The following is a 24,810-nucleotide window of genomic DNA, read 5'->3' as shown; positions in this document are numbered from 1 at the left end:
TGGATTGCAGGGCTACGGACAATACACCATGCCGCCCTGCGGGAAGCAGAGGCCCCTGGGCCCGGCCCCTCCGGGCGGCAACTGGCGCAGCTGGCTGCCGTCGTTGGTCCAGCATCCGCCCGCATCGCAGGTGGCCGGTACCGCGGGGCGCTGGATCGCCACCGGCGGCGGCGGCAGGACCGGGGCGGGCAAGGGGGCGACCGGCTGCGGCAGTTCGATCTGCGTCGGGGGCACCACCGTCGGCGCCTGCAGCACGCGCGAGGGCCGCGTTGGCGCAGAGGCGTTGCCGAGACAGGCGCCGGCCGCGGCCGTGCGCAGGTCCTGCACCGAGGCCGGCGCGGCGGGGGCATCGTGGGCCGCCTTCAACCGCGCGAGCGCGGCGGCGCACGCTTCGGACTTGAGCGGGTCGTCCTGCTGCGCGCCGGCCGGCGCGAGCGCCGCCAGGGTGAGGGCGAGGGCAAGGGCGATCTTCATGGTCCGGTACGCGGGCTTGTCCGACAGTCGCGTGCAAGGCCCTTGGCTAATTTTCCGCCATGAAGTCCCACGATACACGTTCCAGCCACGCCAAGCTCGGCGAACGGCCGACGTCTTCCGTGCCCGCGGGTTCCGGCCACGGCGAGAACTCGGCGAGCACGATCGTCGAGGCGCCCCAGGGCGCGAAGAAGAAGGGAAAAGGGCCGCTGGACCCGCACGACTTTCCCGACGGCGGCGGCAGCGGCGGCGCCGAGGCCTTCAGCCGGCGCCGCCTCGACGACCGCCTCAAGCGCTAGCCCTTGTCGCTGTCGCTGTCGCTGTCCTTGTCGCGTGTCGTGCCCATGCCGTCGCGGTCCTTGAGGAATCCGGCCTGGTTCTCGCCCTTGCCGGGCGTGCTTTCGATCTCGGTGTCCTCGGCACCGGCCGGGCCGGTGTCCTCGACTTCGGGCGGATGGACGTCGCCGCTGTGCTTCGACCTGTCCTTGGGAACGGGCATGGACTGTTCTCCTGCTGATGTCGCGGCCCAATCTACCCCGCGACCGATCGTCCCTCTGTAGGATCGGGCCGCAGCGGAAGCCATCGATGAAGATCGCCACCTTCAACGTCAACGGCATCAAGACGCGCCTCGCGCACCTGCTGCGCTGGCTCGAGCGCGAGCAGCCGGACGTCGCCTGCCTGCAGGAGCTCAAGTCGATCGACGAAGGCTTCCCCGCCGATGCGATCCGCGACGCCGGCTACGGCGCCTTGTGGAAGGGACAGCGTTCCTGGAACGGCGTGGCCATCCTCGCGCGCGGCGCCACGCCGGTGGAAGTGCGGCGCGCGCTGCCGGGCATGGAGGCCGACGACCAGAGCCGCTACCTCGAAGCCGCCGTCGACGGCGTCGTCGTCGGTTGCCTCTATCTCCCCAACGGCAATCCGCAACCCGGCCCGAAGTTCGACTACAAGCTCGCGTGGTTCGAGAAGCTGAATGCCCATGCGCAGACGCTGGTCGGCTCCGACCATCCGGTGGTCCTCTGCGGCGACTACAACGTGGTGCCCACCGATGCGGACATCTACAACCCGAAGTCCTGGCGCAAGGACGCGCTGCTGCAGCCGGAGACCCGCGAGTGCTACCAGCGCCTGCTCGCGCAGGGCTGGACCGACGCGATCCGGCAGCTCCATCCGGACGAGCCGGTCTACACCTTCTGGGACTACTTCCGCCAGCACTGGCAACGCAATGCCGGCCTGCGCATCGACCACCTGCTGCTGAATCGCACCCTCGCGCCCGCGTTGCGCGCCGCGGGCGTGGACGCCTGGGTGCGCGGGGAGGAGAAGGCGAGCGACCATGCGCCGACCTGGGTGGAGCTGGAGCTGAAACCTGCAGCGAAGAAGGCGGCCCGCCGATGACCCTGCCGCTGTTTAGGCAATTCACCTAGCTGCTCCGCCGTTTTCCCTATCGCGTCGGTTTGCCCGGCCGTGGTTTCATTCGGTTACGTCGAAACCGGAAGGAAGCATGGACGCGAACCAGGACACGGCACTCCTGCTGGAGGCACTCTCGGACAAGGTGCTGCACCAGTTGCCGCCCGCGGTCTGGAAGGACCTGTTCGTCGGCGCCGAGCGCGACAGCATCCGCTTCGAACGACGCCGTCTCACCCTCGTGCATGCCGAGGCGGGCGTCCTGCCCGGCGAGCCCGGCAGCCTCACCGAGAGCTTCTACCAGGACCTGCAGCGGCTCAACGGCCGGCATGGCGGCCGCCTCGATCCTTACGTGAACGCCACCGCGCTGGCGACCTTCGACGATCCCGGCGCAGCGGTGCGTTTCGCGCTCGAACTGCAGCGCGCCGCGCAAGGCGTCGCGCTGCGCATCGGCGTGGCGAGCGGCGTCTGCACGCTGGCCTTTTTCCGCGTGCAGGGCCGGCTGTGGTGCACCCCGCTGGGCACGCAGCCCGCGCGCGCGGCCGACGTCGCCGCCAGTGCCGACGTCGGCGGCATCGTGATCTCGCCCGAGACCTGCGATCCCACGGACTTCAGCGTGCGGCTGCGCGCGGACACGCACGCGTCGCTCGACTTCCACGACTCGGAGATCGACCTGTCGACGCTGGCGATCGACGCCGCCATCGACGGCGTCGACATCGTCCTAGCCTGAGAAGCCGCCCTCCGCGAGAAAGCGCTCCTCTTCGGCCGTGCTCGCCCGGCTCAGGATCGCATTGCGGTGCGGAAAGCGCCCGAAGCGCGCCACGATGTCGCGATGGTGCCTGGCCCAGCGCAGCGACTCGCCGCCTTGCGCTTCGTTGAGCGTGACGCAGCGTTCCAGGTCGCCCAGCACTTCGGAATGCGCGAAGGGCAGGTAGAAGAAGGGGCGCAGCCCGGGATCGACCATGCGGTCGAAGCCGGCGCGGATCGCGCCGTCGGCGATCTGGCGCGCGTGCGGGTCGGTCGCATACACGCGCGGCGTGCCGCGAAAGACGTTGCGCGGAAACTGGTCCAGCAGGAGCACGAGCCCGAGCGCTCCTTCGGGCGTGGCGCCCCAGGCCTGCAGCCGGCCGGCGGCCGCGGCTTCATGCGCCGCGAGAAAACCCTCGCGGAAACGCGCATCGAAATCGTCGTCGCGCCGGAACCAGCGCCTGGGGCCGGCATCGCGCCAGAAATGCACGACGTCGGCCGCGGTGGGGAGGGGCGGGGCGGTGTCCATGCCGCAAGCCTAAGCGCCCCATGAAAAAGCGGGGCGAGGCCCCGCTTCTTGCCTTGGATCGAAAGGGGTCAGCTCTTGCGCGACTGGTCCTGGCGCTGCTGGTCCTGCTTCTGCTGGTCCTGGCTCGTGCCGCTCTGCTGGCGCTGCGGGTCCTGGCGCTGCTGCTCCTGCTGGCGCGAAGCCTGGCCGCGATCCTGCTGCTGGTCCTGCTGCCGATCCTGCTGCATGCCGCCGCCGCCCTGGCTGCTGCTCTGGTTCTGTCCGCCCTTCTGCTGGTCCTGCTGACGATTCTGGTCTTGCCCTTGAGCCATGGAACACTCCTTGAAGTTGCTGGGAAACGGCCCTTGGCCGCGCCCCGAAGTCCAATGTAAGAAGGGGCGTGCGCCGTGCATGTCGGACGGCGGCTTCCTGGCGGTAGGAGTTGGCCTGCGCAGGGGTGATGCCTCGGCCGTGCGTGGCGCAGCAGTACCGTCCTACAACGGCCCGGCGGCAGCGCTTGCAGGCGCGCGCGCCCGCGCAGCCTAGATTGCGCCCATGAACACGGACACGAGCATCGGCCCCGAAGGCATGGAGGGCGGCAACGAGGACCACGGCAACGCGGACGGCCGGGGCAACAAGACGCTCGGCGAGCATTCGACGCAGCAGCCGCCGGCGGGCGCGGACACGGTGCTGGACGAAGCGGGCGCGCAGGCGCCGGCAGGGGACGCGGCGCGCGGCAAGCTGACGAAGGACCGCTGAGTCGCGCGCGCTCGTCATGCATCTTCCTCCTCGCCTTCTTCCGCGCATGGCCGTCGCCGGCCTGCTTGCCGTGCTGGCCGGTTGCGCGCAGACCCGTGGCGAGCCGCCCGAGAGCTTCGAAGCCCAGCTCACCGGCGCGCAGGAAGTACCGGCGGTGGCGAGCGCCGCCAGCGGCCAGGTGGAAGTGGAGTTCGTTCCCTCCACCGCGATGGTGCGCTGGCGCATCTCGCATGCTGGACTGAGCGGTCCCGTGACCGGCGCGCATATCCATGGGCCGGCCGGGCCGGGGCAGAACGCGCCGGTCGTGATCCCCTTCGGGAGCCTGGGCGCCAATCCCCTCCGCGGCGAGGCGCGCATCACGCCCGAGCAACTCGGCCAGCTCAACTCGGGCCAGTGGTACGTCAACCTGCATACCGCGGGCCATCCCAACGGCGAAATCCGCGGACAGCTTCGTCCCCGCCGGTGAGGCGGCACCATGGTTGCGCCCGCAACCATCCGGTCTTAAAGTCGCCGCGTGGACTCCGCACCAACGCTGCCGGACGCCGTGCCGGTGCTCATCGCCGGCGGCGGTCCGGTCGGCCTGACGCTGGCGGCGCTGCTCGCGCGCCACGGCATCGCATCGCTGGTGGTCGAGGCCGACGCCGGCTACTGCAGCGGCAGCCGCGCCATCTGCATCTCGCGCCGCTCGCAGGAGATCCTGTGGACTGCCGGCGCGGGGCCCGCGCTCGCCGAGAAGGCCTTGCCCTGGACCGGCGGCCGCAGCTACTGGCGCAACCGCGAGGTGCTGCATTTCGAGATGCCCAGCGAGCCGACGCAGCGCTTCGCGCCGATGGCGAACATCCAGCAGTACCACGTCGAGGCTTTCGTGCACCAGGCGCTGCAGCAGGTGCCGCAGCTCGTGCAGGTGGCGTGGTCCGCGCGTGTCGTCGACCTGCAGGCGTCCGGCGAAGGTGTGACGGTGGAAGTGGAAACGGCCGAAGGACGCCGGCAGGTCCGCGCCGACTACGCGGTGGCGTGCGACGGCGGCCGCAGCACCGTGCGCGAGCGGCTGGGCCTGCAGCTGGAGGGCACGCAGTACGAAGGCCGCTACGTGATTGTCGACATCGTGCAGGAAACGAAGCGCCCGGTGGAACGCCTGGCCTGGTTCGACCCGCCGTCGAATCCGGGCTCCACGCTGCTGATGCACCGCCAGCCGGACTCCGTCTGGCGGATCGACTACCAGCTGCGTGACGACGAAGACGGCCAGGAGGCGCTGAAGCCGGAAAACATCCTGCCGCGCGTGCAGAGCCACCTGGCCATGATCGGCGAGGCTGCCCCGTGGCAGCTGCAATGGGCGTCGATGTACAACGCCAAGTGCCTCACGCTGCCTTCCTATCGCGCGGGACGCGTTCTCTTCGCGGGCGACGCGGCGCACCTGGTTCCGATCTTCGGCGTGCGCGGGCTCAACTCGGGCCTGGACGACGCGGCGAATCTCGCGTGGAAACTCGCGCTGGTGCTGGAGGGCGCGGCGCCCGACGGCCTGCTCGACACCTATTCGACCGAGCGCGTGCACGCCACGCGGGAGAACATCGCCTACGGCGCGAAGAGCACCGAGTTCATGGCGCCGCCGGACTTCGCGTTCCGGCTGATGCGCGAGGCGGCCCTGCGCCTGGCGGTCGACGAGCCCGCCGTGCGATCGCTGATCAACCCGCGGCAGTCCGCCCCGGTCGCGTACGCCGGCTCCGCGCTGAACGGGCCGCAGTCCGGCGAGTGGACCAGCGACCTGGCCGTGCCGGGGCAGCCCGCGCCCGAGGCGCTGCTGCGCGGCGCGCAGGGCGAGTTCCACCTGACGCAGTGCTTCGGCACCGAGTTCACCTGCCTCGTGTTCGGCGACGGCCCGTTGCCGCACGCGCTGGCGGATCTCGCCGCGCAGGGCGTCGCGGTGCTGGACATCGCGTCGCAGGCCGACGCGCTGGGGCAGGCGCGCCTGCGCTACGGGCTGCCGGGCGGGCAGGGCGTCGGCGCCCTCGTGCTGGTGCGCCCCGACGGCTACGTGATGGGCCGCTGGCGCGGTCTCGACGCGCAGGCGGTCCGCGCCTGCCTCCAGGAGAAAGGGATCCAGCCATGACCGAGGCCGACCTCGATCGCAGCTACACCGCCCTGTGCCGCGCGCTCGGCGACGTGGGGCCGCAACGCAGCGAGATGCTGCTCGCCATGGTGGCGCTGGCGCTGATCGCCCGCCAGGACAGCGCCGGCGACGTCCTCGCGCTGCTGGAACGCTCGCGCGAGCGCTGCCTGCAGGAATGAGCGCGATGGCGCGCCGCACCACGCCGCCGCTGGACCGCTTCCTGAGCTACCGCCTGCACCAGCTCCACAAGATCACCGACCGTGCGAGCAGTGCGGCGTATGCGGCGGAGTTCGGGCTGCCGGTCGGCGAGGCGCGCTGCCTCGCCGCGATCGGCACCTTCGCGCCGCTCTCGGTGAACCAGCTGGCCGCGAGGGCCAACCTCGACAAGGCGCAGGCGAGCCGCGCCACGCAGGGCCTCGTCGAGCGCGGGCTGGTGGTGAAGGAAGCCCACCCCGAGGATGCGCGGGGCGTGCTGCTGCTGCCGACGCCGGAGGGAAGGCGCCTGTGGAACCGCGTGATGCGGCTGATCGCGCGCCGCAACGAGGAGGTGTTCGGCTGCCTCACGCGCACCGAGCAGGCGCAGCTGGCGGCGCTGCTCGATCGCGTGCTGGAGAACGCCCGGGCCTAGTTCGGTGCGGGTTGCAGCATCAGCGGCTGCGTTTCCACGATGTCGGCTTCGACGGCCTCGCTCGTGTCGCCTTCCAGGCGGAAGCGGCTGGTCGCGTCGGAGAGGTCGCGCGCCTGATCCAGCAGGCCTTCGATGAAGTCGTTGATCTCCTGCACCAGCGCGGCGTTGCTCTGCGTGGCGGTGTCCATCTGCGCGATGGTGGAGTTCACCTGCTCGATGCCGGAGCGCTGCTCGGCGCTGCCCCGCGCGATGTCCGACACCAGCTGGGCCAGCTGCCGGGCCACCTGCACGACGCCCGCCATCGACTCGCCGGCGCTCTCGGCGGCGCGCGCACCGTGGTCCGCTTCGCCCACGGCACTGGCGACCAGCTTCTTGATGTCGCGCGCCGCCTCGGCGCTGCGCTGCGCCAGCCCGCGGACTTCGGCGGCCACCACCGCGAAGCCGCGTCCCTGTTCGCCGGCGCGCGCCGCCTCGACGGCGGCGTTGAGCGCCAGCAGGTTGGTCTGGAAGGCGATCGCGTCCATCACGCCGACGATCTCGGACACGTCGCGCGAGGCCTTCTGGATGCCGCCCATGGTGCGGACCACGCCGGCGACGGCCTCGCCGCTGCCTTCCGCCAGCCGGGCGGCTTCGCGGGCCAGGTCGCTGGCTTGTCCGGCGCTCTCGCTGTTCTGCTTCACGATCGCGGTGAGCTGCTCCACGCTGGCCGCGGTCTCTTCCAGGGCGGCGGCCTGCTCCTCGGTGCGCGCCGCGAGGTCGGTATTGCCCGCGGCGATCCTTTGCGCGCTGCGGCCCACCGAGTCGGCGCTGCGCCGGATCGCGTGCACCAGGCCGTTGAGGCCGCTGCGCATCGCCTGCAGCGCGGTGATCAGGCGTCCCATCTCGTTGGTGCGGCGGGTGGCCTTGACCACCGTGAGGTCGCCGTCCGCCACGCGCTCGGCGACGTGCACCGCGGAACGCAGCGGCCGCACGATGCTGCGCGTGATGGCCAGCGTGGCGAGGATGCCGATCGCCAGCGCCACCACGGCCATGGTGACGAGGCGCTGCTGGGTGCGTTGCGCCTCGGCACGGGCGGCGGCGAGCCGCTCGCTGGCCGCGGCGTTCGAAGCGGTGACCAGCGCCTGCAGGTCACCGGCAATCGCCGCCTGCAGCGGCCGCACCTGGTCGTACACGATGGCTTGCGCCTCGGCATATTCGGCCTGGCCCGACAGCTCCATGGCCTCGTGCAGCTTGCGGGTGATCGGTGCGTTGGCGCCCTCGAGCTTCGTGACCAGGGGCCGCAGCTGCGCGTGCTGGCCGCCGAATCCGACCAGCGATTCGAGGGTATTCGCGGCCTCGGCGTAGGCCTTCTCGCTGGCGCCGAGCGCGTCGAAGGCGATGCGCTGGCGTTCCACGTTGGTCTGGCCGACGAAGTCGCGGATCGCGACGGCCGCATTGAGCTGCGCCGCGCGCATGGCGTTGGCCGTGCGGAGGATCGCGTTCTCCTGCTCGAGTTGCGCGGCCTGTTGCTGCGCGCCGCGCATGGCGAGCACGGCGAGGCTGACCGCGACGAGCAGGAGCGCCAGCACGAGGCCGAAGGCGATCGCCAACCGGACCCCCAACTTGAGATTGCCCATCCCTGGAGCTCCTGTGGAAGAGCTGGTCAGGATGCCAGCCGCTCCAGGGGGTGGCAAGCAAGGTGTGGCGCATTTGCGCCGCACGCCGCAGCAAAGCTGGGCCTTTGGTAATAACCATTCGGCCGTCCGGACGGGGTCCACGGCCTAGAATCGCGGGTTCCCCCGAAAGCTCCATGAACGCCCCCGTCGACGTTTCCTTTTTCGCGCGCGCCGCCAAGCCGATCACCAGCTACCGCAAGTACTGGGCGCATCGCTTCGGCCCGGCTCCCTTCCTGCCGATGAGCCGGAAGGAGATGGACGCGCTCGGCTGGGACAGCTGCGACATCGTCCTCGTCACCGGCGACGCCTACGTGGACCACCCGAGCTTCGGCATGGCGGTGATCGGCCGCGTGCTGGAAGCGCAGGGCTTCCGGGTCGGCATCATTTCGCAGCCGGACTGGCAGAGTGCCGAGGCCTTCAAGGCGCTGGGCAAGCCCAACCTGTTCTGGGGCGTGACCGCCGGGAACATGGACTCGATGATCAACCGCTACACGGCGGACCGGAAGCTGCGCAGCGACGATGCGTACACGCCAGGCGACGTGGGCGGCAGGCGGCCCGACCGCGCTGCGATCGTGTACAGCCAGCGCTGCCGCGAGGCGTTCAAGGACGTCCCGATCGTCCTGGGCGGCATCGAGGGCAGCCTGCGCCGCATCGCGCACTACGACTACTGGTCGGAGAAGGTGCGCCACAGCATCGTGCTGGACGCCAAGTGCGACCTCCTCCTGTACGGCAACGCCGAACGCGCGATCGTCGAGATCGCCCACCGCCTCGCGGCGAAGGAGCGGGTGGACGAGATCGCCGACGTGCGCGGCACGGCCTTCATGCGCCGTTCCACGCCCGAGGGCTGGATGGAGATCGACTCCACCAGCGTCGACGCGCCGGGCCGCGTGGAGGAGCACGTCAGCCCCTACATGACCATCGCGGACCAGGCGAAGGCCAAGGGCGAGAGCTGCGCGAAGGAAGACTCTTCACTCCCTCCCCCTCAGGGGGAGGGCTGGGGTGGGGGCGCAGGGGCGAAGCCGCTGCAGTTCATGCCCAACCCGCGCGTCAAGCTGAACCGCGACCGCACCGTCATCCGCCTGCCTTCCTACGAAGCCGTCAAGTCGGACCCGGTGCTGTACGCCCACGCCAGCCGCGTGCTGCACCTGGAGACCAATCCCGGCAACGCGCGGGCACTGGTGCAGGCCCACGCCGAGCGCGACGTCTGGCTGACGCCGCCGCCGATCCCGCTCACCACGGCGGAAATGGACGAAGTGTTCGGGCTGCCCTATGCGCGCGCGCCGCATCCGGCGTACGGCGACGCGAAGATCCCGGCCTGGGAGATGATCCGCTTCAGCGTGAACATCATGCGCGGCTGCTTCGGCGGCTGCACCTTCTGCTCGATCACCGAGCACGAGGGCCGCATCATCCAGAGCCGCAGCGAGGACTCGATCATCCGCGAGGTGGAGGAGATCCGCGACAAGGTGGAAGGCTTCACCGGCGTCATCTCCGACCTCGGCGGCCCGACGGCCAACATGTACCGCATCGGCTGCAAGTCGCCCGAGATCGAGGCGGCCTGCCGCAAGCCCAGCTGCGTGTATCCCGGCATCTGCCAGAACCTGAAGACGGACCACGGTCCGCTGGTCCAGATCTACCGCCGCGCCCGCGCGCTCAAGGGCATCAAGAAGATCCTGATCGGCTCCGGCCTGCGCTACGACCTCGCGGTGCAGTCGCCCGAGTACGTGAAGGAGCTGGTGCAGCACCACGTGGGCGGCTACCTGAAGATCGCCCCCGAGCACACCGAGCAGGGCCCGCTGTCGAAGATGATGAAGCCGGGCGTGGGCAGCTACGAGCGCTTCAAGCAGATGTTCGACAAGTTCTCGAAGGAGGCGGGCAAGGAGCAATACCTGATCCCGTACTTCATCGCGGCGCATCCGGGCACCAGCGACGAGGACATGATGAACCTCGCCATCTGGCTCAAGCGCAACGGCTTCCGCGCCGACCAGGTGCAGGCCTTCTACCCCAGCCCGATGGCCACGGCCACCGCGATGTACCACTCGGGCAAGAACACGCTGCGCAAGGTCACGCGCGACAGCGAGGGGGTCGACATCGTCCGCGGCGAGCGCCGGCGGCGCCTGCACAAGGCTTTCCTGCGCTACCACGACCCGAACAACTGGCCGATGCTGCGGGAAGCGCTCAAGGCCATGGGCCGCGCCGACCTGATCGGCAACGGCAAGCACCACCTCGTCCCGACGTACCAGCCGGTCACCGACGGCAGCTACGCGAGCCCGCGGCGCAAGAACTCGACGCCGGTCGCGGCAAAGAAGGGCCGCATGCTCACGCAGCATACCGGCCTGCCGCCGCGCGACACCGGCGCCGCGAAGCCGCCACGCAAACCGCGCTGACGCGCTCGCGCAACAAAGTCCTTCCTACAATGCGCACACAGCTGTCGAGCTGTGGAGGGCACATGTCGAACCGGCACTGGCGCATCCGCCTGCCAGCCCATGGCGGCGCGGTGATCGCACTCGCATCCGGGGTCTGGCTGCTGGTGGCGGTGGTGCTGGCCGTCGCCGTCTGGCAGGAGCGCGGCCGCGAGATCTCGCGTGCCAGGTTTTCGGCCGCCGCGACCACCGCCCTCATGGAAGCGCACACCGCCAACACCTTCCAGGTGGTGGACCTCGCGCTGCAGGAAGTCGCGCACCGCATCGAGGGCCAGTCCTCGTGGAAACGCCACGACGCCGGCGTGCGCTCGCTGATGACCGAGCGGCTGGACGGCATGCCTTACGTGCGCGCGCTGTACGTGATCGGCCCCGACGGCTTCATCCAGCACGATACCGATTTCCCCGGGACGCCCGACGTCACGCTCGCCGACCGCGACTACTTCCAGGCGCACGTGCAGGATCGTTCGCTCGTGCGCTCGATTTCCGGTCCGCTGCAATCGCGCTCCGGCCTGGGCTGGTTCGTGGCGGTCACGCGGCGCATCGGGCAGGGGCCCGAGTTCCGCGGCATCGCCGTGGCGGCGATCCAGCTGCGCTACTTTTCCGACCTGTACGAACGCATCGGACTGGCGGCCGGCCATCGCATCGTGCTGTTCCACCGCGACGGCCGCCTCATCGCCCAGTTCCCGCAGGAGTACGGCGTCGTCGGCAGGACCTATGCGGATTACCCGCTGTTCCGCACCCACCTGCCGCACGGGCCGCGGGGCGTCTACCTTTCGGGCGGACCACCCGTGCCGTACGCGCGTGTCTTCAGCTACAACGCACTGGAGTCGCAGCCGCTGGTGGTCGCGCTCGCCCACGACATGCGCGATGTGCTCGCGGCCTGGCGCAAGACCGCCGGCGCCGCGGTCATCCTGCTCCTGATGCTCCTGCTGTTGCTCGCGGCGGCGGCGGCGCAGTTCCTGCGCAGCCAGGCGCACCGCCAGCAACTGCGCGACCGCATCGTGCAGGGCGAGAAGATGGAGGCGCTCGGTCAGCTGACGGGCAGCATCGCGCACGACTTCGGCAACCTGCTGACCATCCTGTCCACCAACCTCGAGGTGCTGCAGCGCACCGGGGCGCAGGATCCGCGCGCGGCGGCCGCCATCGACCGTGCACGGCACGCGATCGACAACGGCAAGGGCATGACGCGCCAGCTGCTTTCCTTCGCGCGCCAACGCGAACTGGCGCCGGTGGATGCCGACCTCAATGCGGTGCTGCAGGCGGTGCTGCCCCTGCTGCAGCAGGCCGCGGGCCGCGGCGCACCCGTCACGTTCACGCCGGGCGATGGGCTGCGGCCTTGCCGCCTCGACCGCAACCAGTTCGATGCCGCACTGATCAACCTCGTCGTGAACGCGCGAGATGCCATGGGCGGCACCGGCAACGTGGCGATCGCCACGGCGAACGCGCAGCGCGAGGTGCCCGACGCGGCTGGCCGCATGCAGCTGCGCCACTTCGTGTGCGTGCGCGTGCAGGACGACGGTCCCGGCATGACGGAGGAAGTGCGGCGCCGCGCGCTGGAACCGTTCTTCACGACCAAGGGCGAGGCGGGCACCGGCCTGGGACTGCCGCAGGTGTACGGCCTGCTGCGGCAACTGGGCGGCGACGTCGCGATCGAGAGCCAGCCCGGTGGCGGCACCACCGTGGAGCTCTACTTCCCCGCCGCGCGTTCCTGAGCGTTCGCCATCGTGTGCAGCGGCAGGTCCTTCTCGGTCGCCAGCGCGTCGAGCTCGGCGCGGGTCTTCGCGGCGAAGAACGCGGCCACCGCCGCATGCGTGCCGCTGGCGAACATCGTGCTGCCGTCGCTGCCCGGCACCCCGGCGGCCTCGCACAGGGCCGCCGCGAAATGCGGCTCCAGTGCCGCGACCGCGACGCGGCCGTCCCGGCAGGGATAGAGACGGTAGCCGGCATGCGCACCGCCGACCGAGCCGCTCGCTTGCGTGAGGCCCCAGCGCCGCGGCAGCGCGAGGTAGCCCGCGGCATCCGAGAGCGCCACTTCGAGGTACAGGCCTTCCGGGTGCGGATCGCCGCTGCCGCCGTAGCGTTCGTGCTTGCGCAGCGCTGCCTGCAACACCGCTTCCGAGGCCATCAGCGAGCCGCTCATGTCGGCATACAGCGTGGCGGGGAGTTCGAGGCCGGGAACGAGGCCGTTGTCGGCGAGGTAGGTGAGGTCGTGCCCGGGTTCTTCCGCGCGCGCGCCCGGGGCGCCGACGATCGCCACCTGGCTCAGGCCGGGATAGCGGCTGTGCAGTTCCTTCCACGCCAGCCCGAGCTTGCGCAAGGCCGAGGGCCGGAAGGACGTGAGCAGCACGTCCGCCTTCGCGAGTTCGCGATGCACCGCATCGCGGCCGGTCTCCGTCTTGAGGTCGGCCTGCAGCACCTTCACCCCTTCGTGCAGTTCCGCGTAGGCGCCCGGGTTGTAGTGCCCCATGGGATCGCCGCCGGGCGGCTCGATCTTCACGCAGGTGGCGCCCATGCGGCGGCAGCGCATCAGCGCCGCCGGTCCCGGCAGGTTGAGGGCGAGGCTCAGGATGCGCAGGCCGTGGAGCGGGGCGTGGGTGCGGGTCATGTGCTTCGGGTTGGTGCGCCGCAAGGCTAGCAGACGGCTCCCCCCGGCGTCGCAGCTCTGCCTTTGGGGTACTTACCGATGCCGCGAAGCCACCGTGTCGCTACCCTGCGGGTCCCCGGCCGGCCCCCCGCCGGTCCCCACAGGAGAACAGCGATGCAGTTCAAGCGCACCCTCGTCACGCTGCTGGCCGTTGGAACGGCAGCGCTCGCCCATGCGCAGGGCAACTGGCCCACCAAGCCGATCACGCTCGTCGTGCCGTTCGCGGCCGGCGGCCCCACCGACGTCGTGGCCCGCACCCTCGGCGCCTCGATGACCAAGGCCCTCGGCCAGACCGTCATCGTGGAGAACAAGCTGGGTGCCGGCGGCAACGTCGCCGCGGCCTATGCGGCCAAGGCGCCGGCCGACGGCTACACCTTCTTCATCCACCACAACGGCATGGCGACCTCGACGGCGCTGTACCGCAAGCTGAGCTACGACGCGCTGAAGGACTTCGAGTACGTGTCGCAGGCGGTGGAAGTGCCGATGACGCTGCTGGCCCGCAAGGACTTCCCGGCCAACAACTTCCAGGAGCTGGTCACCTACGTCAAGGCCAACAAGGAGAAGATCAACCTCGCCACCGCGGGCCTGGGTGCCGTGTCGCAGCTGTGCGGCATGATGTTCCAGCGCGCGATCGGCGTGACGCTGACCGAAGTGCCGTTCCAGGGCACCGGCCCGGCGATGAACGCGCTGCTGGGCGGCCAGGTCGACGTCATGTGCGACCAGACGACGCAGACCGTGCCGCAGATCAAGGCCGGCTCGGTGAAGCTCTATGGCGTGACCACCAAGGACCGCGTGAAGGTGCTGCCCAACGCGCCGACGCTGGCGGAGCAGGGCCTGAAGGACTTCGAGGTGGTGGTGTGGCACGGCATCTACGCGCCCAAGGGCACGCCCAAGGCCGTCGTCGACCGCATGAATGCGGCCGTGCGTGCGGCGCTGAGGGATCCCGACGTGGTCAAGCGCATGGACGACCTCGGCGCCGAGATCGTGCCGGACGCGAAGAACACGCCCGAGGCGCTGCACGTCCTGCTGAAGTCGGAGATCGACAAGTGGGGCCCGGTGATCCGGGCGGGCGGCAAGTTCGCGGATTGATGCTTCGTCATCCCCGTACAGGCGGGGAACCAGGGCTTCAAAGAGAAGGGCCGCGGTTGCGGCCCTTTTTCAATGCCCTGGGCCCCCGCCTGCGCGGGGGTGACGACTACAAGGGCAGGCCCACGTAGTTCTCCGCCAGCGCCGTGCTCGCCGCCTTCGAGTTCACCAGGTAGTCCAGCTCCGCCTCCTGCAGCTTCTGCGCGATCGGGCCCTCGCCGGGGAACTGGTGCATGAGGCCGGTGAACCACCACGAGAAGCGTTCGGCCTTCCAGATGCGGCGCAGCGCGCGGTCCGAGTAGTGGTCCAGGCCGGCGCTGCTGCGTTCCCCGTAGAACTCGATGAGTGCGGAGGACAGGTACTTCACGTCGGAGGTGGCGAGGTTCAGGCCTTTCGCGCCGGTGGGCGGCACGATGTGGGCCGCGTCGCCGGCCAGGAACAGGCGGCCGAAACGCATCGGCTCGGCGACGAAGCTGCGCAGCGGCGCGATGCTCTTTTCCAGCGCCGGGCCGGTGACCAGCCGCTCGCGCGCCTCGGGATCGAGCCGGCGCCGCAGCTCGTCCCAGAAGGCCGCGTCCGACCACTGGTCCACCTTCTCCTCCAGCGGCACTTGCAGGTAGTAGCGGCTGCGCGTCGGGCTGCGCATGGAGCAGAGCGCGAAGCCGCGGCCGGTGTTGGCGTAGATCAGCTCGTGGAACACCGGCGGCACGTCCGCCAGCAGGCCCAGCCAGCCGAAGGGATAGACCTTCTCGTATTCGGCGATCGCCCCCTTCGGCACGCTGGCGCGGCTGACGCCATGGAAGCCGTCGCAGCCCGCGATGAAGTCGCAGGCGATCTCGTGCTCCTGGCCGTCCTTGCGATAGCGCACGCGCGGGCTCGCGCCGTCGAAGTCGTGCAGCGTGACGCTGTCCCCGACCTCGTACACGGTCTGCAGGCCTGCCGCGGCGCGGGCCGCCATCAGGTCGCGCGTCACCTCGGTCTGGCCGTACACCGTCACCGTCTTGCCGCCGGTGAGGCCGGGCAAGTCGATGCGGTGCCGCTGCCCCTTGAACAGCAGCTCGATGCCCTCGTGCACCAGGCCTTCTCGGTGCATGCGCTGGGCCACGCCGCATTCCTCCATGAGGTCGACCGTGACCTGTTCCAGCACGCCGGCACGGATGCGCCCGAGCACGTAGTCGGCGCTCTGGCGTTCGAGGATCACGTTGGCGATGCCGGCCCTGGACAGCAGCTGGCCGAGAAGCAGCCCGGCGGGGCCGGCGCCGACGATGGCGACCTGGGTGCGCGTGGTCATGGGGTTCGTCTCCTGGGCGCCAGCTTAGGACGGCGCGGGACGCATGAACAGGGCAGGGCGCAGGCGTTGTGCGATCATTGCGCGCGCTGCGCGATGATCGCGCAATCTCCATGACCATCGCGAAAGCCGACTTCATCGCCGGCATGGCCAAGGGACTGGCCGTGCTGGAAAGCTTCGACACCGAGCGCCAGCGCCTCAACGCCACGCTGGCCGCCGAGCGCGCCGGGCTCACGCGCGCCGCCGCCCGCCGGCACCTGCTGACCCTCGCGCACCTCGGTTACCTGGAAACCGACGGCAGCTGGTTCTGGCTGGCGCCCAAGGTGCTGCGCTTCTCCGGCAGCTACCTCGGCTCGGCCCGGCTGCCGCGGGTGGTGCAACCCACGCTCAACCGGCTCGCGGCGCAGACCGGCGAGTCCTTTTCGGTGGTGGTGCTGGATGGCGAGCACGGGGTGATCGTGGCGCGCAGCGGCACCGGCCGCCTGCTCGCCTACGGCCTGCACCTGGGTGCGCGCCTGCCGGCGCACGCCACCTCCACCGGCCGCGTACTGCTCGCGGCCAGGAGCCGCAGCGAGTTCAACGCCTGGATGAAAGGCCGGGAGCTGGCCCGCCTCACCGCCCACACCACCGTCGAACCGCGCGCTTTCAAAGCCCTGATCGACGAGGTCCGCCAGCAGGACTGGTGCGTGGCCAGCGAGGAGCACGAGCTTGGGGTCCATGCCCTGGCGGTTCCGCTGAGGACCATGGACGGCCGGACGGTGGCCGCCCTGAACGTGGTGGCGTCGCCCCAGCGGCTGGAACGGCGTGCCCTGCAGAAGGACCTGCTGCCCCTGCTGCTGGAAGCCGCCCGCGAACTGCGGCCCCTCCTGTGAAGTTCATATGCCGCGAATACAATAAATTAACAACGAGATATTCGTTGCAGCTTTAAGCCAGCGTCCCCACAATCCCGGTACCAGAAAAAATTCGGGGCCTTGCGCCCCGATTCCTCTTCTCATCCATGACCAAGTTCAAGCTCCTCCTGGCCTCCGTGGCCCTGGCCACCAGCGGCCTGGCCTCCGCGCAGCAGTCCCTGCTGAACGTCTCGTACGACGTGGCGCGCGAGTTCTACAAGGACGTCAATGCCGCCTTCGTGCCCTGGTACAAGAAGACCACCGGCAAGGACGTGAAGATCGAGCAGTCGCATGCCGGCTCCAGCGCGCAGGCGCGCGCCGTGGCCGACGGCCTCGACGCGGACGTGGTGACCATGAACACCACCACCGACATCGAATTCCTGGCTGACAAGGGCATCGTGGCCAAGGACTGGGCCAAGCGCTTCCCGCACAACGCGGCGCCGACCACGTCCACCATGCTGTTCCTGGTGCGCAACGGCAACCCCAAGGGCATCAAGGACTGGGACGACCTCCTCAAGCCCGACGTCAAGGTCGTGGTGGTGAACCCCAAGACCGGCGGCAACGGCCGCTACGCCTACCTCGCCGCCTGGGGCTACATCAAGAAGAAGGGCGGCACCGACGTCCAGGCCGCCGAGTTCGTCTCCAAGCTGTACAAGAACGTGCCGGTGCTGGCCCGCGGCGGCCGCGACGCCACCAGCGCCTTCCTGCAACGCAACATCGGCGACGTGCTGATCACGTTCGAGTCCGAGGTGGAATCGGTCAACCAGGAATTCGGAGCCAACAAGGTGGACGTGGTGTACCCGTCCGTCAGCATCGTGGCCGCCAATCCGGTGGCGGTGGTCGAGCGCACCGTCGCCAAGAAGGGCACGGGGGACCTGGCCAAGGCCTACCTGAACTTCCTGTACTCGGACGAGGGGCAGGAGATCGCCGCCAAGCACTACATCCGTCCGACCAGCGAAGCGGTGCTGAAGAAGCACAGCAAATTCAAGCCGATCAAGCTGTTCACCGTGCAGGAACTGTACGGCTCGCTGGCCGAAGCGCAGAAGGTGCACTTCAACGACGGCGGCCAGTTCGACAAGATCTACACGGTCAAGTAAGGCTTCCATGAGTGGCGCCATCACGGCGCCGCTGCCCGGTGCGGCGGCGGCGTCTTCTTCACGTCCAGGCGGCAGCCGCAAGGTGCTCCCGGGGTTCAACCTGACCCTGGGCTACACGCTGTTCTGGCTGTGCCTGATCGTGCTGATCCCGCTGTCGGCGCTGGTCCTCAAGACTTTCACGATGTCGTGGGACCTGTTCTGGGCGGCCGTGAGCTCGCCCCGCGTGCTGGCTTCCTATCGCCTCACCTTCGGCGCGTCGTTCATCGCCGCGCTGGTCAACGTCTTCTTCGGCCTGCTGGTCGCGTGGGTGCTGGTGCGCTATTCCTTTCCGGGCAAGCGCATCGTCGACGCGCTGGTGGACCTGCCGTTCGCGCTGCCCACCGCCGTCGCGGGCATCTCGCTCACCGCGCTGCTGGCCGGCAACGGCTGGATCGGCCAATACCTGGAGCCGCTGGGCATCCAGCTCGCCTTCAACCCCAACGGCGTGGTGATCGCGCTGATCTTCATCGGCCTGCCATTCGTGGTGCGCACGGTGCAGCCGGTGCTGGAGGAGTCCGAGAAGGAACTGGAAGAGGCGGCCATGTGCCTGGGCGCGACGCGCTGGCAGACCTTCACCAAGGTGATCCTGCCCTCGATCACGCCGGCGCTGCTGACCGGCTTCGCGATGGCCTTCGCCCGAGCGATCGGCGAATACGGCTCGGTGATCTTCATCGCCGGCAACATGCCCATGGTCTCCGAGATCACGCCCCTGATCATCATCGGCAAGCTGGAGCAGTACGACTACGCCGGCGCCACCGCGGTCGCCACGGTGATGCTTCTGTTCTCCTTCCTGCTGCTGTTCGTCATCAACGGCCTGCAGGCCTGGCAACGCCGCCGTGCCGGAGGCAAGTGACATGGCGACGACGGACCTGAGCAAGAAGCGCGTGTCGACCACCGAAGCGCCCTGGGTGCGCCACACGCTGATCGCGATCGCGCTGCTGTTCCTGCTGCTGTTCCTGCTGCTGCCGCTCGCGGCCGTGTTCACCGAGGCGCTGCGCAAGGGATTCGGCGCCTACCTCGAAGGCCTGCGCGAGCCCGACGCCTGGTCCGCGATCCGGCTCACGCTGATCACGGCGGCGATCACCGTGCCGTTGAACCTGGTCTTCGGCGTCGCCGCCGCCTGGTGCATCGCCAAGTACGAGTTCCGCGGCAAGGCCTTCCTGACCACGCTGGTGGACCTGCCGTTCTCGGTGTCGCCCGTCGTGGCGGGCCTGATCTACGTGCTGGTGTTCGGCGCGCAGGGCTGGTTCGGCCCCTGGCTGTCGGATCACGACATCAAGATCATCTTCGCCGTGCCCGGCATCGTGCTGGCGACCGTCTTCGTCACCTTCCCCTTCATCGCGCGCGAGCTGATCCCGCTGATGCAGGCGCAGGGCAGCGAAGAGGAGCAGGCCGCGATCGTGCTGGGGGCCACCGGCTGGCAGACCTTCCGGCACGTGACCCTGCCCAACATCAAGTGGGGCCTGATCTACGGCGTGATCCTGTGCAACGCGCGCGCCATGGGCGAGTTCGGCGCGGTGTCGGTGGTGTCCGGCCACATCCGCGGCCAGACCAACACCATGCCGCTGCACGTGGAGATCCTCTACAACGAATACCAGTCGGTGGCCGCCTTCGCGGTGGCTTCCCTGCTGGCGCTGCTCGCCCTGGTCACGCTGGTGATCAAGTCCGTGGCCGAGTGGCAGCACGAACGCGAAATGAAGGCGGCCAACGAGCTGCCGCCGGAGCGCCCGGTCGGGGCGCTGGAGAAAGCTGCATGAGCATCGAGATCCGCAATGTGACGAAGCGGTTCGGGGACTTCCGCGCCCTGAACGACGTGTCCCTCAACATCCAGTCCGGCGAGCTGGTCGCGCTGCTCGGGCCTTCGGGGTGCGGCAAGACGACGCTGCTGCGCATCATCGCCGGCCTGGAGACGGCCGACGCGGGGAGCATCCTGTTCGCCGGCGAGGACACCACCGACGTGCACGTGCGCGAGCGCCAGGTGGGCTTCGTGTTCCAGCACTACGCGCTGTTCCGCCACATGACCGTGTTCGAGAACGTCGCCTTCGGCCTGCGCGTGAAGCCGCGCGGCCAGCGTCCCCCGGAAGCGCAGATCAAGCAGAAGGTGCACGAGCTGCTGAAGCTGGTGCAGCTGGACTGGCTGGCCGACCGCTTCCCCTCGCAGCTCTCCGGCGGCCAGCGCCAGCGCATCGCGCTGGCCCGGGCACTCGCCGTGGAGCCCAAGGTGCTGTTGCTGGACGAGCCTTTCGGCGCGCTCGACGCCAAGGTGCGCAAGGAACTGCGCCGCTGGCTGCGCCGCCTGCACGACGACCTGCACGTCACGTCCATCTTCGTCACGCACGACCAGGAAGAGGCGCTGGAAGTCGCCGACCGCGTGGTGTTGATGAACGCCGGCAACATCGAGCAGGTCGGCTCGCCGCAGGAGGTGTGGGACCATCCGGCCAGCCCCTTCGTCTACGGCTTCCTCGGCGACGTGAACCTGTTCCACGGCCGTGCCCACGAGGGCGAGGTGCAGTTCGGCGGCGTGCAGCTGGACTCGCCCGAACATGCGGCGGCGCAGAACGCCAAGGCTTCGGCTTACGTGCGTCCGCACGATCTCGACGTGCAACGCTACGCGCCGGGTGCGAGCGGCATCGTGGTGAACCTGGAGCGCGCCATCGTGGTCGGGCCGATCGCCCGCCTGGAGCTGATGCCGGTGGAGGGTGGCTCGCCCGCCAACGGCGCCGACCCGCTGATCGAGGCGCAGATCCCGGCGCAGCAGTTCCGCGACATGGGCCTGCGCGAAGGCGAGAAGCTGGTGGTCAGGCCGAGGCAGGCGAGGGTGTTCCTGGAGACGGGCGCGGGAATCTGAGATCATCGCCGCGTTGGGGGAAACGAGAACGATGTCCGCAATCCTGAACTGGTTCGACACCGCGCCGCGCCGCGTCCTGGCCCTGGTGGCCGCCGCCTGCGTGGCGCTGCTGGCCTTCGGCCTCTACCTGCAGCACGTCGTGGGGCTGGAGCCCTGTCCCATGTGCATCGTGCAGCGCTATGCGTTGACGCTGGTGGCGATCGTCGCCGCGGCGAGCGCGCTGCTGCGCTCGCGCGGCGCGCATGTCGGGGGCGCGGGCCTCGTCGTCCTGCTGTCCGGGTTCGGCGCCTTCGTGGCCGCCCGCCAGAGCTGGCTGCAGTGGCATCCGCCGGAGTTCGCCTCCTGCGGCCGCGACTTCTACGGGATGATCGAGACCTTCCCGCTGCGCCGGGCGGTGCCGATGATCTTCCGCGGCAGCGGCGACTGCACCAAGATCGACTGGACCTTCCTCGGCCTGTCGATCGCGAACTGGTCGTTCCTCTGTTTCGTTTTCTTCGCGCTGGTGGCGCTCGTGCTCATCGCGCGGCAGGTGCGGCGCGCGCCGCCTGCGGGCGGCACGCCGGTCACGGCGTAAGGATCCACGTCCTTCGGGCCTGTGTAGGGTGGGCAAGCTTGCTTGCCCGCCATCGACGGCTCCACGGTGGGCAAGCAAGCTTGCCCACCCTACGCGAAATCGAGCGCTCGGACGCTCACAAACCGCTCGGATACGTCTCCGCCGGCTCGCCGGCGTGCCACGTCGGCTCGGGCACCAGCGGTTCCACCGCCCGGGTCTCGTCGATGTGGATCATCGCGTCGAACTGCAGGGGCAGCCGCGTGTGGAAGTAGTGGCTCATGCGCTCGGTCCGCGGCTGGTAGATCACGCCGATCGCGCGCTGCAGCCGGCGCTCCTCCAGCAGCTCGCCCAGTTCCGGGTTGTCCCGTAGCGGCAGCCAGAAGCGCTCTTCGCCCGCGCGGTGGAAGAGGTCCTCGTAGCTGCCCTCGAGGCCGGGGCGCACCCTCTTGCGTTCCGCGGTGCCGTCCCATTCGGAGGCGGCCGTCACGGTGCCGCGGTGGGTGCTGAAGCCGACCAGCATCGCCTCGCTGTCCCAGCGGTCGCGCGCCAGCTGGCCCACGTTCCATTCGCCCATGTCGCCCATCTCGGTGGCGCTCGCGTCGCCGACGTGCGAGTTGTGGGCCCAGACGACCATGCGGGTGGGACTGCCCAGGGCCGAGAGGTGCTTTTCCAGGGCCTGCAGCGTCTCCACCATGTGGCTGTCCCGCAGGTTCCACGACGACACGCGTCCGTGGAACATGGTGCGGTAGTACTCCTCGGCGTTGCGCACCAGGCGCGCGTTCTGCTGCGCGAAGAACATGTCCGCGCGGTCCTGGCCCGATCCCGCCACGAGGTCCGCCGCGCGCCGGTTCATCTCGCGCAACTGCTGGATCACCTCGTCCTCGCAGCTCGATTGCAGGCCGAAGCTCGCCGCATAGCCGTAGGCCTGGCTGTCTTCGCCGAAGTGGTCGAAGCAGGCGTAGCGGCTGCGGGCGCGCAGCGCCGCTTCGGGATCCACGCGATCGAGGTAGCCGAGCACGGCGCCGATGGAGTTGTAGAGGCTGTACAGGTCCATGCCGTAGAAGCCGACCTGCTGCGACGGCGCCCGGTCGCGGTTGCACTCGCGCATCCATTCGACGAAGTCGCGGACCGCGGTGTTGCGCCACATCCAGGTGGGGAAGCGCTCGAACCCGGAGAGGGCGGCTGCCGCGTCCGCGTCATCGGACACGCCGCGGATGTAGCGGTTCACCCGCCAGGCATCCGGCCAGTCGGCTTCGACGACCACCGCATTGAATCCATGGTCCCGGATCAGCCGCTGGCTGAGCGCGGCCCGTTCCGCGTAGAACTCGTGGGTGCCGTGCGAGGCCTCGCCGAGCAGCGCCAGCCTGGCGCGGGACAGCTGCCGGACCAGCAGTTCGTCCTGCGCGGCGGCGCCCCTCAGCGTGCGGAGATGTCCGCGCAGGCCTTCCAGCAGGGTGTCTTCACGGGTCGGGAACAAGGCCATCGCGGGACTCCTTCGTCGCGTTCCTAGGCCGGGTGCTCCACGCGCTGCAGGTGCCGCTCGAACCACGACGAGGCGAGCTCCGAGACACGTTCCAGCGTGCCGGGCTCCTCGAACAGGTGCGTCGCACCGGGCACCACCATCAGCTCCCTGGGGCAGGCCAGGTGGCGCAGCGCCTCTTCGTTCAGCGACAACACCTGCGGGTCCGCGCCGCCCACCAGCAGCAGGGTGGGCGCCGTCACGGCCGCAAGCGCGGCGGACCCCGCGAGGTCCGGGCGGCCGCCGCGCGACACCACCGCGGACACGTGCTGCGGCAACTGCGCCGCGGCGATCAACGCCGCGGCACTGCCGGTGCTGGCGCCGAACAGGCCCAGCGGCAGGTGCCGCGTGAGCTCCTGCGCGCGCGTCCAGGCGACCGCCGTTTCCATGCGCCGCGTCAGCAGCGCGATGTCGAAGCGGTGCTCGCGCGTGCTGGCGTCGACCCTTTCCTCGTCGACCGTCAGCAGGTCGAAGAGCAGGGTGGCGAGGCCGGCCTCTTCGAGCCGGCGGGCCACCTGGCGGTTGCGCGCGCTGTGGCGGCCGCTGCCGCTGCCGTGGGCGAACAGCACCAGCCCCCGCGGTTCGCGCGGCAGGCCGAGGTCGCCATACAGCCAGGCCGGCCCGGTGGGGATGCGGACTTCCTGCAGGGACGCGGGGGTGCTCGTCGTCATCGCTGTCACTCCTTTCGAAGCTAAGGCAGCGGCGGATGGGCGCGCGTCGGCGCCAGGCGCCGGTGCTGTAGGACGTGGACCCCGCTGCCGCGAAACACGACGATAGGCCGCCGCGGCGTGCTTGTCACGCCGGGACGCAGCGCGACAGGAGGCTCAGGCGAGCTTCTTGACGAACACCATGCTCTTCCGGTCCCAGTTGTACTTGCGCTTGCGCGCCTCGGGGAGCCAGTCCGGGTCCACCTGCACGAAGCCGCGCTTGAGGAACCAGTGCATGGTGCGGGTGGTGAGCACGAAGATGCTATCCAGGCCCATGGCCCGCGCGCGCTGCTCGACGCGCCGCAGGATCTTCTCGCCGTCGCCCTGGCCCTGGCTCTGCGGCGAGACGGTGAGCGCCGCCATCTCGCCTGTGCGCGCCTCGGGATAGGGGTAGAGCGCCGCGCAGGCGAAGATCACCCCGTCGTGTTCGACGATCGTGTAGTTGGCGATGTCGCGTTCGATCTCGGTGCGGTCGCGCTTGACCAGCGTGCCGTCCTTCTCGAAGGGTTCGATCAGCTGAAGGATGCCGCCCACGTCGTCCGCGGTCGCCTCGCGCAGTTCCTCCAGCTTCTCGTCCACCACCATCGTGCCGATGCCGTCGTGCACGTAGACCTCCAGCAGCAGCGAGCCGTCCACCGCGAAGGGGATGATGTGGCTGCGCTCGACGCCGGCCTCGCAGGCCTTCACGCAGTGCTGCAGGTAGAAGGCGGTGTCGCTGGGGTTCTGCGCCGGGGGCAGGCTGGCCAGCAGCTGCTTGGCGGCGGCCAGCGGCAGCTCGGTGTCGATCGGGTTGTCCTCGTGCTCCGGATCCAGCGGCTTCACGCGCACGCCGGGGACCTCGGTGAGGAAGATCAGCTTGTCGGCCTGCAGGGCGATCGCCACGCTGGTGGCGACCTCCTCCATGGTCAGGTTGAAGGCCTCGCCGGTGGGCGAGAAGCCGAAGGGCGACAGCAGGATCATCGCGCCGAGGTCGATCGTGCGCGAGATGCCGGCGACGTCCACCTTGCGCACCAGCCCGGAGTGCTGGAAGTCGATGCCGTCCAGGACGCCGACCGGCCGCGCGGTGACGAAGTTGCCGGAGATCACGCGCACGGTGGAACCCGCCATGGGCGTGTTCGGGAGTCCCTGGCTGAAGGCCGCCTCGATCTCGTAGCGCAGCTGGCCGGCGGCTTCCTGCGCGGAATCGAGCGCCACTTCGTCGGTGATGCGCATGCCGTGCGAGTAGCGCGCCGCATGGCCCTTGGCCTTGAGCTGCTCGTTCACCTGCGGCCGGAAGCCGTGCACCAGCACCACCTTCACGCCCATGCTCTGGATCAGGGCGAGGTCCTGCGCGATGTGGTGCAGCTTGCCCGCGGCGATCGCCTCGCCGGCCATGCCCACCACGAAGGTCTTGCCCCGGTGCATGTGGATGTACGGCGCCACCGAGCGGAACCAGGGCACGAAGGT

27 protein-coding genes are annotated in these 24,810 nt (G+C 69.7%); 17 read left to right on the top strand and 10 right to left on the bottom strand.

Annotated elements, in window-relative coordinates:
* Nucleotides 1-12 precede the first annotated feature (12 nt).
* Complete coding sequence (locus tag VF522_RS11845) at nt 13-474, bottom strand: hypothetical protein (protein ID WP_330908469.1); 462 nt, start codon at nt 472-474, stop codon at nt 13-15.
* 59 nt (nt 475-533) lie between these two features.
* Between VF522_RS11845 and VF522_RS11840 the strand changes: the two genes are divergently transcribed.
* Entirely contained in the window at nt 534-770 is a 237-nt protein-coding gene (locus VF522_RS11840; RefSeq protein ID WP_330908468.1) for a hypothetical protein, read from the top strand.
* On the opposite strand, the gene VF522_RS11835 is transcribed toward VF522_RS11840, so the two are convergent.
* Nucleotides 767-970, bottom strand: a complete 204-nt coding sequence (locus tag VF522_RS11835) for a hypothetical protein (protein ID WP_330908467.1) — start codon at nt 968-970, stop codon at nt 767-769. The two genes, VF522_RS11840 and VF522_RS11835, sit on opposite strands and share 4 nt — an antisense overlap.
* 86 nt (nt 971-1,056) lie before the next feature.
* Here VF522_RS11835 and xth point away from each other — a divergent pair, with 86 nt between their 5' ends.
* Entirely contained in the window at nt 1,057-1,860 is an 804-nt protein-coding gene (xth, locus tag VF522_RS11830) for an exodeoxyribonuclease III (protein WP_330908466.1), read from the top strand.
* A gap of 106 nt (nt 1,861-1,966) precedes the next feature.
* Nucleotides 1,967-2,599 carry a hypothetical protein gene (locus tag VF522_RS11825; protein WP_330908465.1) on the top strand — a complete coding sequence of 211 codons (633 nt, stop codon included), beginning with the start codon at nt 1,967-1,969 and terminating at the stop codon, nt 2,597-2,599.
* On the opposite strand, the gene VF522_RS11820 is transcribed toward VF522_RS11825, so the two are convergent.
* Both VF522_RS11820 and VF522_RS11815 read right to left on the bottom strand, forming a co-directional pair.
* Nucleotides 2,591-3,145, bottom strand: a complete 555-nt coding sequence (locus VF522_RS11820; RefSeq protein WP_330908464.1) for a DUF924 family protein — start codon at nt 3,143-3,145, stop codon at nt 2,591-2,593. The genes VF522_RS11825 and VF522_RS11820 overlap by 9 nt on opposite strands.
* A 68-nt stretch (nt 3,146-3,213) precedes the next feature.
* A complete protein-coding gene (locus VF522_RS11815; protein WP_330908463.1) occupies nt 3,214-3,456 on the bottom strand; it encodes a hypothetical protein in 243 nt (80 codons plus the stop codon).
* Between the two features lie 223 nt (nt 3,457-3,679).
* Here VF522_RS11815 and VF522_RS11810 point away from each other — a divergent pair, with 223 nt between their 5' ends.
* Genes VF522_RS11810 through VF522_RS11790 form a run of 5 tightly spaced genes read left to right on the top strand, consistent with a single transcriptional unit; the run spans nt 3,680 to nt 6,618 of the window.
* Nucleotides 3,680-3,883: a hypothetical protein gene (locus VF522_RS11810; RefSeq protein ID WP_330908462.1), complete on the top strand. Its 204-nt coding sequence runs from the start codon at nt 3,680-3,682 to the stop codon at nt 3,881-3,883.
* A 46-nt stretch (nt 3,884-3,929) separates the two neighbouring features.
* On the top strand, nt 3,930-4,349 hold the full coding sequence (locus VF522_RS11805; RefSeq protein ID WP_330908461.1) for a CHRD domain-containing protein: 420 nt from the start codon (nt 3,930-3,932) through the stop codon (nt 4,347-4,349).
* A 48-nt stretch (nt 4,350-4,397) separates the two neighbouring features.
* A complete protein-coding gene (locus VF522_RS11800) occupies nt 4,398-5,990 on the top strand; it encodes an FAD-dependent monooxygenase (RefSeq protein ID WP_330908460.1) in 1,593 nt (530 codons plus the stop codon).
* Nucleotides 5,987-6,169, top strand: a complete 183-nt coding sequence (locus tag VF522_RS11795) for a hypothetical protein (RefSeq protein WP_330908459.1) — start codon at nt 5,987-5,989, stop codon at nt 6,167-6,169. The genes VF522_RS11800 and VF522_RS11795 overlap by 4 nt, the downstream gene beginning before the upstream one ends.
* A 5-nt stretch (nt 6,170-6,174) precedes the next feature.
* On the top strand, nt 6,175-6,618 hold the full coding sequence (locus tag VF522_RS11790) for a MarR family winged helix-turn-helix transcriptional regulator (RefSeq protein ID WP_330908458.1): 444 nt from the start codon (nt 6,175-6,177) through the stop codon (nt 6,616-6,618).
* Here VF522_RS11790 and VF522_RS11785 read toward each other — a convergent pair.
* The gene (locus VF522_RS11785; protein ID WP_330908457.1) at nt 6,615-8,234 is read right to left on the bottom strand and encodes a methyl-accepting chemotaxis protein; all 1,620 of its coding nucleotides are present in this window, start codon (nt 8,232-8,234) and stop codon (nt 6,615-6,617) included. The two genes, VF522_RS11790 and VF522_RS11785, sit on opposite strands and share 4 nt — an antisense overlap.
* Before the next feature lie 173 nt (nt 8,235-8,407).
* On the opposite strand from VF522_RS11785, the gene VF522_RS11780 reads away from it, so the two are divergent.
* Nucleotides 8,408-10,657: a YgiQ family radical SAM protein gene (locus tag VF522_RS11780; protein ID WP_330908456.1), complete on the top strand. Its 2,250-nt coding sequence runs from the start codon at nt 8,408-8,410 to the stop codon at nt 10,655-10,657.
* A gap of 62 nt (nt 10,658-10,719) precedes the next feature.
* Complete coding sequence (locus VF522_RS11775) at nt 10,720-12,405, top strand: hybrid sensor histidine kinase/response regulator (protein ID WP_330908455.1); 1,686 nt, start codon at nt 10,720-10,722, stop codon at nt 12,403-12,405.
* Here VF522_RS11775 and VF522_RS11770 read toward each other — a convergent pair.
* Complete coding sequence (locus VF522_RS11770) at nt 12,381-13,298, bottom strand: CoA transferase (RefSeq protein WP_330908454.1); 918 nt, start codon at nt 13,296-13,298, stop codon at nt 12,381-12,383. The genes VF522_RS11775 and VF522_RS11770 overlap by 25 nt on opposite strands.
* 153 nt (nt 13,299-13,451) lie before the next feature.
* On the opposite strand from VF522_RS11770, the gene VF522_RS11765 reads away from it, so the two are divergent.
* Nucleotides 13,452-14,426 (top strand): tripartite tricarboxylate transporter substrate-binding protein, encoded by a 975-nt coding sequence (locus tag VF522_RS11765; RefSeq protein ID WP_330908453.1) that lies wholly within the window; start codon nt 13,452-13,454, stop codon nt 14,424-14,426.
* A gap of 106 nt (nt 14,427-14,532) precedes the next feature.
* Here VF522_RS11765 and pobA read toward each other — a convergent pair whose 3' ends face one another.
* Nucleotides 14,533-15,714 carry a 4-hydroxybenzoate 3-monooxygenase gene (pobA, locus tag VF522_RS11760; RefSeq protein WP_330908452.1) on the bottom strand — a complete coding sequence of 394 codons (1,182 nt, stop codon included), beginning with the start codon at nt 15,712-15,714 and terminating at the stop codon, nt 14,533-14,535.
* A 110-nt stretch (nt 15,715-15,824) separates the two neighbouring features.
* Between pobA and VF522_RS11755 the strand changes: the two genes are divergently transcribed.
* The 6 genes from VF522_RS11755 to VF522_RS11730 all read left to right on the top strand — a co-directional run bounded on the left by VF522_RS11755 (nt 15,825) and on the right by VF522_RS11730 (nt 21,159).
* Nucleotides 15,825-16,583, top strand: coding sequence for an IclR family transcriptional regulator domain-containing protein (locus VF522_RS11755; RefSeq protein ID WP_330908451.1), 759 nt, complete (start codon nt 15,825-15,827; stop codon nt 16,581-16,583).
* Nucleotides 16,584-16,708: 125 nt separating this feature from the next.
* A complete protein-coding gene (locus tag VF522_RS11750; protein WP_330908450.1) occupies nt 16,709-17,698 on the top strand; it encodes a sulfate ABC transporter substrate-binding protein in 990 nt (329 codons plus the stop codon).
* Nucleotides 17,699-17,705: 7 nt separating this feature from the next.
* Nucleotides 17,706-18,590 (top strand): sulfate ABC transporter permease subunit CysT, encoded by an 885-nt coding sequence (cysT, locus tag VF522_RS11745; RefSeq protein WP_330908449.1) that lies wholly within the window; start codon nt 17,706-17,708, stop codon nt 18,588-18,590.
* A gap of 1 nt (nt 18,591) precedes the next feature.
* Nucleotides 18,592-19,494, top strand: a complete 903-nt coding sequence (cysW, locus tag VF522_RS11740; protein ID WP_330908448.1) for a sulfate ABC transporter permease subunit CysW — start codon at nt 18,592-18,594, stop codon at nt 19,492-19,494.
* Nucleotides 19,491-20,585 carry a sulfate ABC transporter ATP-binding protein gene (locus VF522_RS11735; RefSeq protein WP_330908447.1) on the top strand — a complete coding sequence of 365 codons (1,095 nt, stop codon included), beginning with the start codon at nt 19,491-19,493 and terminating at the stop codon, nt 20,583-20,585. The genes cysW and VF522_RS11735 overlap by 4 nt, the downstream gene beginning before the upstream one ends.
* A gap of 31 nt (nt 20,586-20,616) precedes the next feature.
* Entirely contained in the window at nt 20,617-21,159 is a 543-nt protein-coding gene (locus tag VF522_RS11730; RefSeq protein ID WP_330908446.1) for a disulfide bond formation protein B, read from the top strand.
* A gap of 115 nt (nt 21,160-21,274) precedes the next feature.
* Here the strand turns inward: VF522_RS11730 and VF522_RS11725 are convergent, their stop codons facing one another.
* The 3 genes from VF522_RS11725 to argA form a co-directional block, all read right to left on the bottom strand.
* Entirely contained in the window at nt 21,275-22,621 is a 1,347-nt protein-coding gene (locus tag VF522_RS11725) for an erythromycin esterase family protein (protein ID WP_330908445.1), read from the bottom strand.
* A 23-nt stretch (nt 22,622-22,644) separates the two neighbouring features.
* The gene (locus VF522_RS11720) at nt 22,645-23,328 is read right to left on the bottom strand and encodes a dienelactone hydrolase family protein (RefSeq protein WP_330908444.1); all 684 of its coding nucleotides are present in this window, start codon (nt 23,326-23,328) and stop codon (nt 22,645-22,647) included.
* 153 nt (nt 23,329-23,481) lie between these two features.
* The coding region (gene argA, locus VF522_RS11715) for an amino-acid N-acetyltransferase (RefSeq protein ID WP_330908443.1) at nt 23,482-24,810 on the bottom strand (1,329 nt) is incomplete at its 5' end.

Source organism: Ramlibacter sp., from assembly GCF_036383835.1.
Classification (GTDB): Bacteria; Pseudomonadota; Gammaproteobacteria; order Burkholderiales; family Burkholderiaceae_C; genus Ramlibacter.
This window is presented reverse-complemented; position numbering and strand designations above follow the sequence as displayed.